This is a genomic window from Salmonella sp. HY31 (assembly GCF_042604575.1).
Lineage (GTDB): Bacteria > Pseudomonadota > Gammaproteobacteria > Enterobacterales > Enterobacteriaceae > Salmonella > Salmonella diarizonae.
On sequence record NZ_CP170479.1, the window covers coordinates 2,050,707 to 2,069,106 of the forward strand.

The window sequence follows — 18,400 nt, forward strand, 5'->3', positions numbered from 1 at the left end:
ATCAATAATCAAACTCACAATGATTATTATTATCAATAATTAATGCGGTAACAGCAAGTGCTAATTCTGTGAGGGAAGCGTACGCGCGTAGAGAAAAGGGCAGGCAAAGCGTCGAAGAAATGCCCATCCCGGCAGGATGGGCGGGGTATTAAAAGCGGCTGTCTACCGCAGCGGCGAGCTTTTCCAACAGAACTTCCGTATCTTCCCAGTTCAGGCAGGGATCGGTAATGGACTGACCATACACTAATGGTTGGCCGCTGATAATTTTTTGCGTGCCTTCCCGCAAAAAACTCTCTGCCATAATCCCGGCAATCCCCGTGGAACCATTACGAATCTGCTGGCAAATATCATCACATACGTCCAACTGGCGGCGATGCTGTTTTTGACAGTTGCCGTGGCTGAAGTCGACGACCAGATGTTCCGGCAGATCAAATTCATGCAACGTATCGCAGGCGGCGGCAATATCTTCAGCGTGGTAGTTCGGTTTTTTACCGCCGCGCATGATGATGTGCCCATACGGATTTCCACTCGTCTGGTAGATAGTCATCTGTCCGTCTTTATCCGGCGAGAGAAACATATGGCTGGCGCGGGAGGCGCGAATGGCGTCAACGGCAATGCGAGTGTTGCCATCCGTACCATTTTTAAAGCCGACCGGGCAAGAGAGCGCAGAGGCCATTTCCCGATGGATCTGGCTTTCGGTGGTACGCGCGCCAATCGCTCCCCAACTGATCAGATCGGCAATAAACTGCCCGGTGACCATATCAAGAAATTCTGTGGCGGTCGGTACTCCCAGTTCGTTCACCTGCAATAGCAAGCGACGCGCCAGTTCAAGCCCATGATTGACGCGGTAACTTCCATTCAAGTCGGGATCGGAAATCAGGCCTTTCCATCCCACTACGGTGCGCGGTTTTTCAAAATAGGTGCGCATTACGATCTCCAGACGTGCCTGATGCTTTTGGCGTTGCGCCTGGAGCTGCGTTGCGTATTCCATGGCAGCATTCAGATCGTGAATCGAACAGGGGCCAATAATGACCAGTAGCCGTGGATCTTCACCATTTAAAATTTTTTCTATCCGGCGTCGGGAGTCGGTGACGTGACTGGCGACGGAGGTAGATACAGGATACCGCTGCGCGAGTTCGGTCGGTGTCACCAGGCTGTCGATACGCGCAGTACGGAGTTCGTCGGTTCTGTTCATTACAAGTCTCAGAAATTTGTTGCTTCAACGGCAGGACTACCGGGAAGTGATGGGCATCACGATAAACCAATCCCTGCTGATTTCAAGTGCGAGGCGTGTCACACCCCGTAGGCAGAACGGCATGATAACAAAAAACAATCCATTGAACTAGTTTATTAGTACATTCTGCGATTAAGCCCCATAATGTCGAGAATTTTGGTGGCTATCTCTTCAACGGAATAATTGGTACTGTTCAGGCAGGGGATCTGATTTTTGCGATACAGCGCTTCGACTTCCGCCACTTCCATGCGGCACTGACGCAACGAGGCGTAGCGACTGTTTTCACGGCGTTCTTCGCGAATAGCCGCCAGGCGTTCAGGGTTAATCGTCAGTCCGAACAGTTTATGTTGCAAAGGTTTTAACGATGTCGGCAGCGTCAGATTATCCATGTCATCGGCGATAAAAGGGTAGTTAGCCGCGCGAATACCAAATTGCATCGCCAGATAGAGGCTGGTGGGCGTTTTTCCACAGCGCGAAACGCCAAGTAAAATCACCTGGGCTTGATCGAGGTTGCGCAACGAAATGCCATCATCATGCGCCAGGGTATAATCGATAGCGGCAATACGGGCGTCATACTTGTTCAGATTACCCGGATTAAGCCCATGAGTACGATGAGCGATCGGCGTCGGGTCCAGTTTCATCTCCTGCTGAAGCGGCGCCACCAGCGCCTGGACGATATCCTGGCAGAACCCTTCGCTCTGTAAGATGATGGCGCGAATTTCAGGTAAAACAATCGAGTAAAACACCAGCGGGCGAACGCCGGTTTGTTGATAAATGGCGTCAATTTGGTCTTTGACGGCGCGGGCGCGACTTTCGTTTTCCACGAATGGCAGCGTGATGCTGCTGATCGTCACCGGAAACTGCGACATAACCGCGTGACCCAGAACCTCGGCGGTGATGGCGGTACCATCAGAAATATAGAAAACATGGCGATCAACAACATTATCCATTCTGTTCATCCTGAAGAGTAAACATAATTATCTGAAAGCATAAATTAAAAGTAACGGGAAACGTATAATTTGTCGCTTATTTTATAAAATGACATATGCTTTTTATAATTAATGAAAAGTGCGTTTCATTTCCTGGAAACGCAGTTTATACCGAGGGTTATTAAGGGAATGCCGCGCCATGCGTGGGTTTGCGCAAATACGTAAACAATCTGAAAAAATGAAAAAATAAATTTGCTTGAACGATTCACCGTTTTTTTCGCGGGTTTAAGTATGCCAGGATAAATACGCAATTATGTGTTTCTTAAACTCGTTCATTTATCACAAAAGGATTGTTCGATGTCCAACAATGGCTCGTCACCGCTGGTGCTTTGGTATAACCAACTCGGCATGAATGATGTAGACAGAGTTGGGGGCAAAAATGCCTCCCTGGGTGAAATGATTACTAACCTTTCCGGCATGGGCGTATCCGTACCGAATGGTTTTGCAACCACTGCTGATGCGTTTAACCAGTTTTTGGATCAAAGCGGCGTAAACCAGCGCATTTATGAACTGCTGGATAAGACGGATATTGATGATGTCTCCCAGTTGGCGAAAGCGGGCGCGCAGATCCGCCAGTGGATTATCGACACTCCTTTCCAGCCGACGCTGGAAAACGCCATCCGCGATGCCTATGCGCAACTTTCGTCGGATGATGAAAATGCCTCTTTTGCCGTACGCTCCTCCGCTACGGCGGAAGATATGCCAGATGCTTCGTTTGCGGGTCAGCAAGAAACGTTTCTTAACGTTCAGGGCTTCGATGCGGTACTGGTAGCAGTGAAACACGTATTTGCTTCTCTGTTTAACGATCGTGCCATCTCTTATCGCGTTCACCAGGGATATGATCATCGCGGCGTAGCGCTTTCCGCTGGCGTGCAGCGAATGGTTCGCTCCGATCTCGCCTCGTCAGGGGTGATGTTCTCTATCGATACCGAATCCGGCTTTGACCAGGTGGTCTTTATCACCTCGGCATGGGGTTTGGGTGAAATGGTGGTGCAGGGCGCGGTTAACCCGGATGAATTTTATGTGCATAAGCCAACCCTGGCGGCAGGCCGTCCGGCCATCGTGCGGCGCACCATGGGGTCGAAAAAAATCCGCATGGTTTACGCCGCCACTCAGGAACACGGCAAGCAAGTGAAGATTGAAGATGTGCCGCAGGAACAGCGCGACATTTTCTCGCTCACCAACGGAGAAGTGCAGGAACTGGCGAAACAGGCGGTGCAGATTGAGCAGCACTATGGTCGTCCGATGGATATCGAATGGGCGAAAGACGGTCATACCGGTAAGCTCTTTATTGTGCAGGCACGTCCGGAAACCGTGCGCTCTCGCGGCCAGGTGATGGAGCGTTATACGCTACATGCGCAGGGGAAAATCATTGCCGAAGGTCGCGCCATTGGTCATCGTATCGGCGCGGGTACGGTGAAAGTTATTCATGATATCGGCGAAATGAACCGTATTGAGCCTGGTGATGTCCTTGTCACCGACATGACCGACCCGGACTGGGAACCGATCATGAAAAAAGCGGCGGCGATTGTCACTAACCGTGGCGGGCGAACCTGTCACGCGGCGATTATCGCCCGCGAATTGGGCATTCCGGCGGTAGTCGGCTGTGGCGACGCCACCGAACGCATGAAAGATGGCGAAAAAGTGACCGTCTCCTGCGCGGAAGGTGATACCGGTTATGTTTATGCTGACATGTTGGATTTCAGCGTAAAAAGCTCCAGCGTAGATACCATGCCAGAGCTACCGCTGAAGGTAATGATGAACGTTGGCAACCCGGACAGGGCATTTGACTTTGCCTGCCTGCCGAATGAAGGTGTAGGTCTGGCGCGACTGGAATTCATCATTAACCGTATGATTGGCGTTCACCCGCGCGCGCTGCTGGAGTTTGACGACCAGGATGCCGCGCTGCAAAACGACATTCGTGAGATGATGAAGGGGTTTGACTCGCCGCGTGAATTTTACGTTGGTCGACTGACGGAAGGGATCGCGACGTTAGGCGCGGCCTTCTACCCGAAACGCGTCATCGTTCGCCTGTCTGACTTTAAGTCCAACGAATACGCCAACCTGGTCGGCGGCGAACGCTATGAGCCGCATGAAGAAAACCCGATGCTGGGCTTCCGCGGCGCGGGTCGTTACGTCGCAGAAAGTTTCCGCGATTGTTTTGCGCTGGAATGTGAAGCGGTGAAACGCGTGCGCAACGATATGGGCCTTACCAACGTCGAAATCATGATCCCGTTCGTGCGGACGGTCGACCAGGCGAAAGCGGTCGTCGAAGAGCTGGCGCGTCAGGGGCTCAAACGCGGCGAGAATGGGTTGAAGATCATCATGATGTGCGAGATTCCGTCCAATGCCTTGCTGGCTGAACAGTTCCTCGAATATTTTGATGGATTCTCGATTGGTTCTAACGACATGACACAACTGGCGCTGGGGTTGGATCGCGATTCCGGCGTGGTTTCCGAACTGTTTGACGAGCGTAATGACGCGGTGAAAGCGCTGCTGTCGATGGCGATTCGCGCGGCAAAAAAACAGGGCAAATATGTTGGAATTTGCGGTCAGGGGCCGTCTGACCATGAAGACTTTGCAGCCTGGCTGATGGAAGAGGGGATCGACAGCCTGTCGCTGAACCCGGATACCGTGGTTCAGACTTGGCTGAGTCTGGCGGAACTGAAGAAGTAAACCGCGGCCAGATAACGCTATGCTTATCCGGCCTGCACAAGAAACATGTTGTGTAGGCCGGATAGGGCGTATGCCGCTCGACGCCGGCATTATGCCGGGTCAGGCGTTGTGCAGAATCATTAATACGCTGCGTAGATCATTAACGGCGATTTGCCCCGGCGCCGAAGCCTGCTTCACCGCGCCAAACGTGGCGGCAGAGCCAAACACTTCCCCTGCCAGACGTGAAATGACACCCTCTTTCGCCATCGACATAGTAATTACCGGACGGTCGGCGTAGCGTTGCTGCATCTCCAGCGTGGCAGTGAGTAACGTTAATACATCATGCTTGCTTTGCGGCATAACGGCAATCTTGGGAATATCCGCGCCGAGCGCTTGCATTTTACGTAGCCGCCGAACCATTTCCTCTGCGGACGGCGTCTGGTGAAAATCGTGGTTAGACATCACGACATAAACATTATGCGCGTGGGCATAATCGACAGTGGCTTTAACGTCAGCATCACCGGTAAATAGCTCAAGATCGATCATATCGACCAGGCCGCTGTCGATTGCGGCACGATTAAGCGCGAGATAATGCTGAGTGGTTATCGTCTGCTCGCCGCCTTCTTTGGCGCTGCGGAAAGTAAACAGTAACGGAATGTCAGGCATCGCATCGCGGATAGCACGCGCAGCGGTAAGAACGGATTGAGTCGATGCGATATCCATAAAGTGATCCACGCGCCACTCCAGAATATCGAATGTGGCTTCGCGGTAGGCCAGCGCTTCCGCTTTCACGCTGTTGATGTCTCTCCCCATCAACGACACGATAATTTTGGGCATCCCTTCGCCAATGATAAGATTTTTTACGGTGACGGTTTTCATGCGTGTCCTGTCGGTTTTTTTTCTTCTCGCCATTATGAACGGTGAGGCTGGCCGCTTGAAGTAAAAAAAAAGCCCATCGTGGGAGACGGGCAAAGACTACACACAGCAATTCGTTGTTTCACTCAGGGGATTTCCATGCTTATAAATCAATGCGTTGATTTATAACCGTGTGCTAATAGTAGGCATGAGCACTTTTTGCGTCGATCAGATTCGTCTCAATAGTTTAAAAACTGTAACGAATTTGAGACAGAAATGAGATGTGGTGGGGAGCAGACAGGCGAATCAAAATGGGGAGTGCGTTGAATTGATAAACGTCGCTAAAGCATCGGGCGGCGATGCCGCCCGACTGGATTATGACTGTTTGTTGGCTTCCTCGATTTCATCCAGCTCTTCAAGGATCTCCTCTGGTTCATTCGTTGGCACCGGAATTTCATTTACCCACGCGGAGAACAAACGCCAGGTCACGGCCAGAAGCACCGGTCCAATAAACAGACCAATCATGCCGAATGCAATCAGGCCGCCGATCACTCCGGAAAGGATCAGAAGCAGCGGTAAATCGGCGCCCATGCGGATGAGTACCGGGCGAATCACGTTATCCAGAGTGCCGACGACGGCGCTCCATACCAGCAGTACGGTGCCCCAGGTGGTGTCGCCTGTCCAGTAAAGCCAGATAATGGCTGGAATCAGTACCGGCAACGGCCCTAATTGAACCAGACACGAAAGGATCATCACTACCGTCAACAGGGTAGCGTAAGGCACGCCGGAAATCGCCAGCCCGACGCCGCCAAGTACTGCCTGTACCAGCGCGGTGACAACCACGCCAAGCGCCACGGCACGGATCGCCTGGGCAGCCAGCAGAACCGCCGCATCGCCGCGTTTAGCCGCGAGACGACAGGCAAAATGGCGTATTCCCATCGCCACTTGTTCGCCGCGCCAGTAAAGCAGGGCGCTAAACAACAGCATCAGGGCGCAGTGCATCATAAAGCGTCCTATATGCGCCGCCTGACCGACAAACCAGGTCGTGGTTGTGCCGATATAAGGACGCACTTTCGCCATAATAGCGCTACCGCCCATATCCAGCAGACTATGCCATCCGGCATACAGTTTGGCGCCAACCAACGGAATATTATTTAACCATGCAAGATCGGGTAGCGTCATATCGCCGCCAGTCACTGCATGGATGAGCGGGCCGCTACCATCGACAATGCTGTTAACCAGCAAGGCGACGGGAATAACGAAGAGCAGCACTAACAGCAACGTCATGACCAGTACGGCAAGCGAGCGGCGGCCCCACAATATTTTTTGTAATTTCAGCAAAACGGGCCAGGTCGCGATAACAATCGTACCTGCCCATGCAAACCCTAAAATAAAAGGCTGTACTATCCACAAACAGGCCACAATCATGATGGCTAAAAACAGCACCGATAGCAGCACTTGCGCAATATCCCTGGGCTGACGAACATTTACCATAAATACTTTTCACCTTTGTCTTTGCGCCAGAACGTTGGCGCGACGTGAACATGCAAACCACACCCTATAATGATGAGCAATTTCAGCGGTTTTTAACAGGCCGATTCTGCATGTAATTCTGTTGGGCGCACAGGAAAAAAATGTGATACAACAAATAACGCAACACGCAAACGATTAAGCATCCCTTCCTGTGCGTAGACCGCTCGCGCTCGCCGGGTTGGGCGCCACCGTTCACAACATAGACCGCAGGAAAGGGTCAGTATAATGATTCCACAAATTTCTCAGGCACCCGGCGTCGTTCAGCTGGTGCTCAATTTTTTGCAGGCGCTGGAGCAGCAAGGGTTTACGGGCGATACGGCAACCAGCTATGCCGACCGTCTGACAATGTCGACCGATAACAGTATCTACCAGCTTCTTCCCGATGCTGTTGTGTTTCCTCGTTCTACGGCGGATGTCGCGCTTCTTGCCCGTCTGGCGGCGGAGCCGCGCTTTACGTCGCTGATATTTACCCCGCGAGGCGGCGGTACTGGCACTAATGGCCAGGCGCTAAACCAGGGCATTATTGTTGATATGTCCCGCTATATGAACCGCATTATTGAAATTAATCCTGAAGAGGGATGGGTGCGGGTAGAGGCGGGAGTTATAAAAGATCAGCTTAATCAGGCGCTAAAGCCGTATGGCTATTTTTTTGCGCCGGAGCTTTCCACCAGTAATCGCGCAACGCTGGGCGGTATGATTAATACCGATGCTTCCGGTCAGGGCTCGCTGGTCTATGGAAAAACGTCAGATCACGTCTTAGGCATACGGGCCGTATTGTTGGGGGGCGATATCCTTGACACGCAATCGATGCCCGTAGAGCTTGCCCAGACGCTGGGTGAAAACACGACGACGCCAGGCCGCATCTATCAGACCGTCTATCAGTCCTGCCTGGAAAATCGTCAACTTATCCTCGATAGCTTTCCAAAGCTCAATCGCTTCCTGACAGGCTACGATTTACGCCACGTCTTTAACGATGACATGACCCGCTTCGATCTCACCCGCATCTTAACAGGGTCGGAAGGGACGCTGGCGTTTATTACTGAAGCCCGGCTGGATATTACCCCGATACCCAAAGTCCGCCGTCTGGTGAATGTAAAATACGACTCCTTTGATTCCGCGCTGCGTAATGCCCCTTTTATGGTTGACGCGCGCGCCTTATCCGTCGAGACGGTCGATTCTAAAGTCCTTAACCTCGCGCGGGAAGATATTGTCTGGCACTCCGTTAGCGAATTGATTACCGATGTGCCGGATAAAGAGATGCTTGGCCTGAATATCGTGGAATTCGCGGGTGACGATGAAGCGCTTATTGACGGACAGATCGAGGCGCTGTGCCACCGGCTGGATGGCCTGATGGCGCGTGCGGAAGCGGGTGTGATCGGCTGGCAACTTTGTACCGATTTGACGGGTATTGAGCGTATTTACGCGATGCGTAAAAAAGCGGTAGGGCTGCTGGGTAATGCGAAAGGTGCTGCTAAACCGATTCCTTTTGCGGAAGATACCTGCGTGCCGCCTGAACATCTGGCCGATTACATCGCCGAATTTCGCGCCCTGCTGGATGGTCATGGATTAAGTTACGGCATGTTCGGTCACGTGGATGCCGGGGTGCTGCATGTGCGTCCGGCGCTGGATATGTGCGATCCGCAGCAGGAACTGTTGATGAAACAGATCTCCGATGAGGTCGTCGCGCTGACCGCCAGATACGGCGGGCTGTTGTGGGGCGAGCATGGAAAAGGCTTCCGTGCGGAATACAGCCCGGCCTTTTTCGGGGAAGTCCTGTATGGCGAGCTGCGCAAAATAAAAGCGGCTTTTGATCCGCACAATCGACTTAACCCGGGTAAAATTTGTCCGCCGCAGGGGATAGAGGCGCCGATGATGAAGGTGGATGCGGTAAAACGCGGCACCTGGGATCGTCAAATCCCGCTGGCGGTACGGCAGACCTGGCGCGGCGCTATGGAGTGTAATGGTAACGGCCTGTGTTTTAATTTCGATGCGAAAAGCCCGATGTGCCCGTCGATGAAAATTAGCCTTAACCGAATCCACTCGCCGAAAGGGCGGGCGACGCTGGTGCGGGAATGGCTCCGTCTATTGGCCGATCGCGGCGTCGATCCGTTGAAGCTGGAAAAGGATCTGCCGGAAAAACGCGCCAGCTTGCGCACGCTGATTGCCCGTACCCGGAATAGTTGGCACAGACGCAAAGGCGAGTATGACTTTTCCCATGAAGTTAAAGAGGCCATGTCCGGCTGTCTGGCGTGTAAAGCCTGCTCGACCCAGTGTCCGATTAAAATCGATGTTCCGGAGTTTCGTTCACGTTTCTTACAGCTTTACCATACGCGTTATCTGCGTCCGGTACGCGATCATCTGGTGGCGACGGTCGAGACCTATGCGCCGCTGATGGCGCGTGCGCCAAAGACCTTTAACTTTTTTATTAACCAACCGATGGTTCGTAATCTGGCGAAAAAACATATCGGTATGGTGGACTTACCGCTGCTTTCCGCCCCTTCGTTGCAACAGCAACTGGTGGGCCATCCGTCCGCCAATATGACGCTTGAACAACTGGAGCGCATGAGCGCTGAGCAAAAAGCGAAAACGGTACTGGTGGTTCAGGACCCGTTTACCAGCTACTACGATGCTCGGGTCGTGGCGGATTTTATCCGCCTGGCGGAAAAACTGGGCAGGAGACCGGTATTGTTGCCGTTCTCGCCGAATGGTAAGGCGCAGCATATTAAAGGTTTTCTTAATCGCTTTGCGAAAACGGCGAAAAAAACCTCTGAATTTCTTAATCGGATCGCCGCGTTGGGGATGCCGATGGTGGGCGTCGAACCGGCGCTGGTGCTATGTTATCGCGACGAATACAAACTGGCGCTGGGCGAACAGCGCGGCGATTTTCATGTGTTGCTGGTGAATGAATGGTTGGCGCAGGAAATAAATACAAGACTGTCCGTCAAGGTGAGCGGCGAACCGTGGTACTTTTTTGGCCATTGTACGGAAGTCACGGCTTTACCCGGCGCGCCTGCGCAGTGGGCCGCCATCTTCGCCCATTTTGGCGCGAAGATGGAAAATGTCAGCGTAGGCTGTTGCGGTATGGCGGGTACTTATGGACATGAAGTAACCAATCATCAAAATTCGCTGGGAATTTATGAGCTATCCTGGCATCAGGCGATGCAACGTCTACCGCGAAACCGTTGCCTGGCAACCGGTTATTCCTGCCGAAGCCAGGTCAAACGCATTGAAGGTACGGGCGTGCGTCACCCGTTGCAGGCATTACTGGAGATTATGGGATGATCTGGAAACGAGAAGTGACCCTCGATGCGCTAAATGCGATGGGGGAAGGGAATATGGTTGGCCTGCTTGATATCCACTTTGAGCATATTGGGGATGATACGCTGGAAGCGACAATGCCCGTCGATCATCGCACCAAACAACCGTTCGGCTTGCTGCATGGCGGAGCGTCTGTGGTACTGGCGGAAAGTATCGGTTCGGTCGCAGGCTATCTGTGTACGCAGGGGGAGCAAAAGGTGGTGGGTCTGGAGGTGAATGCCAACCATGTACGGTCGACACGTCAGGGGCGCGTGCGGGGCGTCTGTAAAGCGTTGCATATCGGGGCTCGCCATCAGGTCTGGCAGATAGACATCTTTGATGAACAGGGACGTCTGTGCTGTTCTTCGCGTCTTACTACAGCGATTGTGTGACGTTGTCACCGTAAAAGTGTGATGCATATTGCTTTTGGTCAAAATGTGCGCAGAAAAAGGTGATATACTGTGCACGTTTACACATAAGCGAGGATGATATGTCTACTGATTTAGACCCAACCCAACTGGCGATTGAATTCTTACGCCGTGATAAAACCGAACTTTCTCCCGCGCAGTATCTGAAACGTTTAAAACAGCTGGAGTTAGAGTTTGCCGATCTCCTCACCCTCTCTGCAACCGAACTGAAAGAAGAGATCTATTTCGCCTGGCGGTTGGGCGTGCATTAATAAAGTCTGTGTAGGCCGGATAAGGCGTTCGCCGCCATCCGGCTATGTTGCCAGGCAATCTCACCAGACAATTTCATCTGGTAATATGCAATCCCCTTGATTTTGTTTAAAAAAACACAGATCGCCATTTGTGCTAAAAAGGCGTGCTCTCTTTATGAGATTATTCTTATGCCCCTTCAAGAGCTAAGCCATTAAGAGTGCCGGAGATAAGCGCCGGATGGGGCCGGAACCCTTAAGCCTGTATTGAACAGACTTAAGGGTTTTTCTTTTCCCGGGCGCGCAAAAAACTAAGGTCTATCAATAACCGCTGGCATGTCGTCAGCCGTGTTATTGTTCAAAATACGGTTAGCCAGCACACCTGACATCATCGATCCGTTAACGTTCAGTGCCGTGCGGGCCATATCAACGATAGGTTCGATGGCAATAAAAATACCGACCAGCGCAACGGGAAAATTCAACGTCGACAGGACAATCAGCGCCGCGAACGTACCGCCGCCGCCGACGCCGGCTACGCCAATGGACCCCAGCGCAATAGCGGGCAACATCGCGACCAGAAAATGCAGCGAGAGCGGATCAATGCCGATGGTGGGCGCAATCATCGCCACCATAATAGCCGGATAAATCCCGGCACAGCCATTTTGTCCCATACTGGAGCCAAACGAAGCGGAAATATTGGCAATGGTGCTTTGTACGCCAAATTTTTCCTGAGCGGAAATGGCCAGCGGAATAGAGGCTGCGCTGCTGCGGGAAACAAACGCAAAGGTTAAGACAGGCCAGACCATTCTGAAATAACGTGCTGGATTATTACCGCTGAGGACCAGCAAAATGGCGTGCACGATAAACATCATTAAAATCGCAATATAACAGGCGCCGATAAAACCAAGTAAGCTGGCGAATTGTTCAAGGCGGTATGATGAAAATACGGTAGTCATTAATGCCATGACGCCATAGGGCGTTAATGCAATAACGATACGTACCATCTTCATCACCCAGATCTGAATAGCGTTAATGCCTGCGCTTAATTTCTGACCTTCTTGCGGCGCCTCTTTTTTGACTTTTAACAGGGCGATCCCCGCTATTAGCGTGAAGATAACGATTCCGATAACGGAAACACTTCTGGCCCCCGTAAGATCAAGAAAAATATTCGTCGGGATCAGCGATGTTATCAACTGGGGAATCGACACGGCGGCAGTTTTGTTGACTTCTTCGGTGGTCAATGTTGACGGCATGTGCACAAAAGCGCTGGCGTCAAGTCCCAGTATATGAGCGGTCAGTAATCCGATAAAACCGGCAATCATCACCAGGCATAACATGCACCCGACGATCGTCAGCGACATTTTTCCGATGCCGGCGCTATTTTCCAGTTTATTGATGGCAGAAATAATAGAAATAAAAATTAGCGGTATAGCGACCAGTTTTAACAGGTTGACGTAACCATTGCCGACGATGCTGTACCATTCGATAATAGTTTTAGTGTGATTTGCTGAAATAAAATGCAGGGATAAACCAATAACAGCCCCTAAAAAGATAGCGATAAAAACGCTTTTCGACAGGGAGTCGCTTTTTTGATTAATTCTGAAGATGACCCACGAGAAAACCAAAAAAAGTGCGATATACGCGAGCGTGACAACCATATTTTAAGCCTCTTGCCTCATTCAGCACCTGAAATGCCGGAAAGAGTTAACATAAACCTATAGCCCAAACTGAGTTATAGAACCGTTGCGGATTATAAAGAGTGGAACGCCAGGTATCCATACAAAAAATGGGGTTCTGACCTCGCAGCCCAACAACGTCGACAGCCTATTAATTAAATAGTCATTTTCTATACATCTTTTCGTTTTTGACCTGTCAGAACGGTCAATATCTTTTAACTCATTAAATATCAACATATTAAATGAATTTTTGTCTGTCTTATGGCCTGGCGGACAGGGTCTATGCTTAATAAAAGGCGCTCAATCTGACCGTTTGTCGGAAAGCCCCTGTGGTTAAGGGGTTGAAGTGATAATCATTATCACTAACATGCTGTTATATCCTGGTGATTAAGAACGCGAGGTAACCCTATGGAATTGCATTCAGGAACGTTTAACCCGGAGGACTTCCCCTGGCAAGGGCTGACGTTAACGCCAGCGGCGGCGACGCACATACGTGAACTGGCGGCAAAGCAGCCGGGCATGTTGGGCGTGCGGTTAAGCGTAAAACAGACGGGATGTGCCGGATTCGGCTATGTTCTGGATACCGTTCGGGAACCGGATAAAGACGATCTGGTTTTTGAAGTCGAAGGTGCAAAGCTCTTCGCGCCGTTACAGGCGATGCCTTTTATTGACGGAACAGAAGTGGATTACGTACAGGAAGGGCTGAACCAGTTATTTAAATTTCATAACCCCAAAGCCCAGAATGAATGCGGCTGCGGCGAAAGTTTTGGGGTATAGGCGGTACTATGTCTCGTAATACTGAAGCAACGGAAGAGGTCGGCATCTGGACAGGCGGACGCCTTAATTACAAAGAAGGATTTTTCACGCAATTACCCACTGATGAACTGGCAAAAGGCATCAGCGAAGAGGTGGTGCGTGCGATTTCCGCAAAGCGTAACGAACCTGAGTGGATGCTGGAATTTCGTCTCAATGCCTATAGAGCCTGGCTGGAAATGGATGAACCGCACTGGCTGAAGGCGCACTACGATAAACTGAACTATCAGGACTACAGCTATTACTCTGCGCCATCATGCGGAAACTGCGACGATAGCTGCGTTTCCCAGCCGGGAGCCGTACAGCAAACAGGCGCGAATACTTTTCTGAGTAAAGAGGTTGAAGACGCCTTCGAGCAGCTTGGCGTTCCCGTTCGCGAAGGGAAAGAGGTCGCCGTAGATGCGATTTTTGACTCTGTCTCCGTGGCGACCACATACCGTGAAAAACTGGCGGAGCAGGGCATTATTTTCTGTTCTTTTGGTGAAGCGATACACGATCACCCTGACCTGGTCAGGAAATATCTTGGCACCGTCGTTCCGGGGAACGATAACTTTTTTGCCGCGCTGAATGCGGCGGTCGCTTCCGATGGGACGTTTATCTATGTTCCCAAAGGCGTGCGTTGCCCAATGGAGCTATCCACTTATTTTCGCATTAACGCCGAGAAAACCGGTCAGTTTGAGCGCACGATTCTGGTGGCAGATGAAGGCAGCTATGTGAGTTATATCGAAGGATGCTCCGCGCCCGTACGCGACAGTTATCAACTCCACGCCGCGGTAGTGGAAGTCATCATCCATAAAGACGCTGAAGTAAAATACTCCACCGTACAAAACTGGTTCCCGGGCGACAACAACACGGGCGGCATTCTGAACTTTGTGACCAAGCGTGCGTTGTGCGAAGGGGAAAACAGCAAGATGTCCTGGACTCAGTCGGAAACCGGTTCGGCGATTACCTGGAAATACCCGAGCTGTATTCTGCGCGGTGATAATTCTATCGGCGAGTTCTATTCCGTGGCGCTGACCAGCGGACATCAGCAGGCTGACACCGGCACCAAAATGATCCATATCGGTAAAAACACGCGCTCGACCATTATCTCAAAAGGCATTTCCGCCGGGCACAGCCAGAACAGCTACCGTGGGCTGGTAAAAATTATGCCGACGGCGACCAACGCCCGAAATTTCACACAATGCGACTCCATGTTGATTGGCGCGGACTGCGGCGCGCATACGTTCCCGTATGTTGAATGCCGTAATAACAGCGCGCAGCTAGAGCACGAGGCGACAACATCACGCATCGGTGAAGATCAGCTTTTCTATTGCCTGCAACGCGGCATCAGCGAAGAAGACGCTATTTCGATGATCGTCAACGGTTTCTGTAAAGACGTTTTCTCGGAACTGCCGCTGGAGTTTGCCGTTGAAGCGCAAAAACTGCTGGCGATTAGTCTTGAGCACAGCGTCGGTTAATGATTAAGGAAAACCCATGTTAAGCATCAAAGAGTTACAGGTCAGTGTGGAAGAAAAAGCAATTTTGCGTGGCCTGAATCTGGAGATTCGCCCCGGCGAAGTTCACGCCATTATGGGGCCGAACGGTTCCGGAAAAAGCACGCTCTCCGCTACTCTGGCGGGACGTGAAGATTATGAGGTCACTGGCGGCTCGGTTACGTTCAAAGGTAAAGATCTGCTTGAACTGTCGCCGGAAGAACGGGCGGGCGAAGGGATTTTTATGGCCTTCCAGTACCCGGTAGAAATCCCCGGCGTCAGTAACCAGTTTTTCCTGCAAACCGCGCTGAATGCCGTGCGCGTCTACCGAGGGCAGGCGTCGTTGGATCGCTTTGATTTTCAGGATCTGATGGAAGAAAAGATCGCATTGCTGAAAATGCCGGAAGATTTACTGACCCGTTCGGTAAACGTCGGTTTTTCCGGCGGGGAGAAAAAGCGCAATGATATTTTGCAAATGGCGGTGCTGGAGCCGGAACTGTGCATCCTTGATGAGTCTGACTCCGGACTGGACATCGATGCGTTGAAAATTGTGGCGGAAGGCGTCAACGCGCTACGCGACGATAAACGCGCTTTTATTATCGTGACCCACTATCAGCGCATACTGGACTACATCAAGCCCGATTACGTCCATGTCCTCTATCAGGGGCGAATTGTCCGATCCGGCGATTTTACTCTGGTCAAACAACTGGAGGAGCAGGGTTATGGCTGGCTTACCGAACAGCAGTAAAGCGCTACAACAATGGCAGCATCTCTTTGAAGAGAAAGGAGAAAGTCGAACTGAGCAGGCAAGACAACATTTACAACAGATGTTGCGTCTGGGATTGCCAACGCGTAAACATGAAGACTGGAAATACACACCGCTGGAGGGCTTAACTCATAGCCAGTTTATCCAGCAGTTTGCGACTATCAGCGCCGTACAGCGTGATGCGTTGGCGTTGCAAATCGATGCCGTGCGGCTGGTGTTTGTCGACGGGCGGTTTATGCCAGAGCTCAGTGATAGCACGCAAAACAGCGGATTTGACGTTAGCGTCATGGATGAGCGCCAGACGCTTGCCGCGCCGGTACAGCCCGAGGTTTTTCTGCATCTGACGGAAAGCCTGGCGCAATGTGTTACGTATATACAGGTACGGCAAAATCAGCGTCCGACCAGACCGCTACTGTTAATGCATATCACCCAGGGCGTGGCTGGCGACGAGCTAAACACTGCGCATTATCGCCACCATCTGGCGCTGGCGGAGGGCGCGGAGGCGACGGTTATTGAGCATTATGTCAGCCTTACAGAGGCAAAACATTTTACCGGCGCGCGTCTGACGATGAAAGTTGCAGGGAATGCGCAACTGCGCCATATCAAACTGGCGTTTGAAAATGCGTCCAGCTATCACTTTGCGCATAACGATCTTCTGCTGGCGACAGACGCCTCGGCGTTTAGCCACAGTTTTCTGCTGGGCGCCGCAGTACTACGTCACCACACCAGCACACAACTGAATGGCGAAAACGCGACGCTTCGACTTAATAGCCTGGCGATGCCGGTAAAAAATGAAGTCTGCGATACGCGGACATGGCTGGAACATAACAAAGGCTACTGTAACAGCCGCCAGTTGCACAAGACCATCGTCAGCGACAAAGGACGCGCGGTCTTTAATGGTCTGATCAACGTGGCACAACACGCCATTAAAACCGATGGTCAGATGACCAATAATAACCTGCTATTAGGGAAACTGGCCGAAGTCGATACCAAACCGCAATTAGAGATCTATGCCGATGACGTGAAGTGCAGCCACGGCGCGACGATCGGGCGTATTGACGATGAGCAGATGTTTTATCTGCAATCACGCGGCATCAGGCAGCAGGAGGCGCGGCACATGATTCTTTACGCGTTTGCCGCAGAGTTAACGGAAGCTATCCATGATAGCGCCCTTAAACAGCAGGTACTGGCGCGAATTGGCCAGCGACTGCCCGGAGGCTTAGCATGACATTTTCTGTTGAAAAGGTACGGGCGGATTTTCCCATATTGCAACGTGAAATTAACGGCCTGCCGCTGGCTTACCTGGACAGCGCAGCCAGCGCCCAAAAACCCAATCAGGTGATTGACGCTGAATCTGCCTTCTACCGTCACGGCTACGCTGCGGTACATCGTGGTATCCATACGTTAAGCGCGCAGGCGACCGAAAGCATGGAGAATGTGCGTAAGCAGGCGTCGCGGTTTATTAACGCCCGCTCCGCAGAAGAACTGGTTTTCGTGCGCGGTACGACGGAGGGCATTAACCTTGTCGCCAACAGTTGGGGAACGGAAAATATTCGCGCCGGGGATAACATTATTATCAGCGAGATGGAGCATCACGCTAACATCGTTCCCTGGCAGATGCTGTGCGAGCGCAAAGGCGCTGAACTGCGCGTGATCCCATTGAATCCTGACGGTACGCTACGGCTGGAGATTTTAGCAACGCTGTTCGATGACCGAACCCGGCTGTTGGCCATTACCCATGTTTCCAACGTGCTGGGGACGGAAAACCCGCTGCCGGACATGATTGCGCTGGCGCGCCAGCATGGGGCGAAAGTGCTGGTGGATGGCGCACAGGCTGTGATGCATCATGCTGTTGACGTCCAGGCGTTGGACTGCGATTTTTACGTTTTTTCCGGCCATAAACTCTACGGGCCGACCGGCATCGGTATTCTGTATGTTAAAGAGGCGTTGCTGCAAGAGATGCCGCCGTGGGAAGGGGGCGGGTCGATGATCGCGACTGTTAGCCTGACGCAGGGAACGACATGGGCGCAGGCGCCCTGGCGTTTTGAAGCGGGAACGCCGAATACTGGCGGTATCATCGGTCTCGGCGCGGCAATTGACTATGTGACGTCGCTGGGCCTGGATAAGATTGGCGATTATGAGCAGATACTGATGCACTATGCGCTGGAGCAACTGGCGCAGGTGCCTGATATTACGCTATATGGTCCGGCGCAGCGGTTGGGCGTCGTCGCTTTTAACCTGGGTAAACACCATGCTTATGACGTTGGCAGCTTCCTTGATAATTACGGTATCGCGGTACGAACGGGGCATCACTGCGCGATGCCGCTCATGGCCTGGTATGGCGTGCCGGCAATGTGCCGGGCTTCGCTGGCGATGTATAACACCCATGAAGAAGTGGACCGACTGGTGGCAGGATTAACGCGTATCCACCGTTTATTAGGATAACAGTGAG

General features: G+C 51.9%; 14 protein-coding genes and 1 other RNA gene. 9 read left to right on the top strand and 6 right to left on the bottom strand.

The genetic code is table 11. The features are described from left to right. Nucleotides 1-148 precede the first annotated feature (148 nt). Complete coding sequence (gene aroH, locus ACE15A_RS09660) at nt 149-1,195, bottom strand: 3-deoxy-7-phosphoheptulonate synthase AroH (protein WP_023248037.1); 1,047 nt, start codon at nt 1,193-1,195, stop codon at nt 149-151. 155 nt (nt 1,196-1,350) lie between these two features. After that, nucleotides 1,351-2,184, bottom strand: coding sequence for a posphoenolpyruvate synthetase regulatory kinase/phosphorylase PpsR (gene ppsR / locus ACE15A_RS09665; RefSeq protein WP_023248038.1), 834 nt, complete (start codon nt 2,182-2,184; stop codon nt 1,351-1,353). 336 nt (nt 2,185-2,520) lie between these two features. On the opposite strand from ppsR, the gene ppsA reads away from it, so the two are divergent. Then, the gene (ppsA, locus tag ACE15A_RS09670; protein ID WP_023248039.1) at nt 2,521-4,899 is read left to right on the top strand and encodes a phosphoenolpyruvate synthase; all 2,379 of its coding nucleotides are present in this window, start codon (nt 2,521-2,523) and stop codon (nt 4,897-4,899) included. A gap of 99 nt (nt 4,900-4,998) precedes the next feature. Here ppsA and aroD read toward each other — a convergent pair whose 3' ends face one another. From aroD to ydiK, 3 genes are all read right to left on the bottom strand, one after another. Continuing rightward, nucleotides 4,999-5,757, bottom strand: a complete 759-nt coding sequence (gene aroD, locus ACE15A_RS09675) for a type I 3-dehydroquinate dehydratase (protein ID WP_053508108.1) — start codon at nt 5,755-5,757, stop codon at nt 4,999-5,001. A gap of 61 nt (nt 5,758-5,818) precedes the next feature. Beyond that, an RNA gene (gene rprA, locus ACE15A_RS09680) (antisense sRNA RprA) lies at nt 5,819-5,926 on the bottom strand. Between the two features lie 182 nt (nt 5,927-6,108). Further along, nucleotides 6,109-7,227 (bottom strand): AI-2E family transporter YdiK, encoded by a 1,119-nt coding sequence (gene ydiK, locus ACE15A_RS09685; protein WP_053508107.1) that lies wholly within the window; start codon nt 7,225-7,227, stop codon nt 6,109-6,111. Nucleotides 7,228-7,491: 264 nt separating this feature from the next. Between ydiK and ACE15A_RS09690 the strand changes: the two genes are divergently transcribed. The 3 genes from ACE15A_RS09690 (at nt 7,492) to ACE15A_RS09700 (ending at nt 11,242) form a co-directional block, all read left to right on the top strand. Then, the gene (locus ACE15A_RS09690) at nt 7,492-10,548 is read left to right on the top strand and encodes an FAD-binding and (Fe-S)-binding domain-containing protein (RefSeq protein ID WP_129382409.1); all 3,057 of its coding nucleotides are present in this window, start codon (nt 7,492-7,494) and stop codon (nt 10,546-10,548) included. Beyond that, complete coding sequence (menI, locus tag ACE15A_RS09695) at nt 10,545-10,955, top strand: 1,4-dihydroxy-2-naphthoyl-CoA hydrolase (RefSeq protein WP_053508104.1); 411 nt, start codon at nt 10,545-10,547, stop codon at nt 10,953-10,955. The genes ACE15A_RS09690 and menI overlap by 4 nt, the downstream gene beginning before the upstream one ends. Before the next feature lie 98 nt (nt 10,956-11,053). Next, nucleotides 11,054-11,242 carry a YdiH family protein gene (locus ACE15A_RS09700; RefSeq protein WP_001537749.1) on the top strand — a complete coding sequence of 63 codons (189 nt, stop codon included), beginning with the start codon at nt 11,054-11,056 and terminating at the stop codon, nt 11,240-11,242. 287 nt (nt 11,243-11,529) lie between these two features. Here the strand turns inward: ACE15A_RS09700 and ACE15A_RS09705 are convergent, their stop codons facing one another. Next, entirely contained in the window at nt 11,530-12,876 is a 1,347-nt protein-coding gene (locus ACE15A_RS09705; protein WP_023248044.1) for an L-cystine transporter, read from the bottom strand. Nucleotides 12,877-13,302: 426 nt separating this feature from the next. Between ACE15A_RS09705 and sufA the strand changes: the two genes are divergently transcribed. Genes sufA through sufS form a run of 5 tightly spaced genes read left to right on the top strand, consistent with a single transcriptional unit; the run spans nt 13,303 to nt 18,393 of the window. Further along, nucleotides 13,303-13,671 carry a Fe-S cluster assembly scaffold SufA gene (gene sufA / locus ACE15A_RS09710; protein ID WP_023248045.1) on the top strand — a complete coding sequence of 123 codons (369 nt, stop codon included), beginning with the start codon at nt 13,303-13,305 and terminating at the stop codon, nt 13,669-13,671. An 8-nt stretch (nt 13,672-13,679) separates the two neighbouring features. Continuing rightward, nucleotides 13,680-15,167 carry a Fe-S cluster assembly protein SufB gene (sufB, locus tag ACE15A_RS09715; RefSeq protein WP_053508102.1) on the top strand — a complete coding sequence of 496 codons (1,488 nt, stop codon included), beginning with the start codon at nt 13,680-13,682 and terminating at the stop codon, nt 15,165-15,167. 16 nt (nt 15,168-15,183) lie between these two features. Then, a complete protein-coding gene (gene sufC / locus ACE15A_RS09720; RefSeq protein WP_053508101.1) occupies nt 15,184-15,930 on the top strand; it encodes a Fe-S cluster assembly ATPase SufC in 747 nt (248 codons plus the stop codon). Beyond that, a complete protein-coding gene (gene sufD / locus ACE15A_RS09725; protein WP_053508100.1) occupies nt 15,905-17,176 on the top strand; it encodes a Fe-S cluster assembly protein SufD in 1,272 nt (423 codons plus the stop codon). Before sufC ends, sufD begins: the two co-directional genes overlap by 26 nt. Then, entirely contained in the window at nt 17,173-18,393 is a 1,221-nt protein-coding gene (gene sufS, locus ACE15A_RS09730; protein ID WP_053508099.1) for a cysteine desulfurase SufS, read from the top strand. Before sufD ends, sufS begins: the two co-directional genes overlap by 4 nt. The last annotated feature ends 7 nt before the right edge of the window (nt 18,394-18,400 follow it).

Coding starts and splice junctions, on each gene's coding strand:
- sufB (WP_053508102.1), top strand. CDS start 13,680: ATGTCTCGTAATACTGAAGCAACGGAAGAGGTCGGCATCTGGACAGGC.
- aroD (WP_053508108.1), bottom strand. CDS start 5,757: ATGAAAACCGTCACCGTAAAAAATCTTATCATTGGCGAAGGGATGCCC.
- sufS (WP_053508099.1), top strand. CDS start 17,173: ATGACATTTTCTGTTGAAAAGGTACGGGCGGATTTTCCCATATTGCAA.
- ACE15A_RS09690 (WP_129382409.1), top strand. CDS start 7,492: ATGATTCCACAAATTTCTCAGGCACCCGGCGTCGTTCAGCTGGTGCTC.
- aroH (WP_023248037.1), bottom strand. CDS start 1,195: ATGAACAGAACCGACGAACTCCGTACTGCGCGTATCGACAGCCTGGTG.
- ACE15A_RS09705 (WP_023248044.1), bottom strand. CDS start 12,876: ATGGTTGTCACGCTCGCGTATATCGCACTTTTTTTGGTTTTCTCGTGG.
- ACE15A_RS09700 (WP_001537749.1), top strand. CDS start 11,054: ATGTCTACTGATTTAGACCCAACCCAACTGGCGATTGAATTCTTACGC.
- ydiK (WP_053508107.1), bottom strand. CDS start 7,227: ATGGTAAATGTTCGTCAGCCCAGGGATATTGCGCAAGTGCTGCTATCG.
- ppsR (WP_023248038.1), bottom strand. CDS start 2,184: ATGGATAATGTTGTTGATCGCCATGTTTTCTATATTTCTGATGGTACC.
- ppsA (WP_023248039.1), top strand. CDS start 2,521: ATGTCCAACAATGGCTCGTCACCGCTGGTGCTTTGGTATAACCAACTC.
- sufD (WP_053508100.1), top strand. CDS start 15,905: ATGGCTGGCTTACCGAACAGCAGTAAAGCGCTACAACAATGGCAGCAT.
- sufA (WP_023248045.1), top strand. CDS start 13,303: ATGGAATTGCATTCAGGAACGTTTAACCCGGAGGACTTCCCCTGGCAA.
- sufC (WP_053508101.1), top strand. CDS start 15,184: ATGTTAAGCATCAAAGAGTTACAGGTCAGTGTGGAAGAAAAAGCAATT.
- menI (WP_053508104.1), top strand. CDS start 10,545: ATGATCTGGAAACGAGAAGTGACCCTCGATGCGCTAAATGCGATGGGG.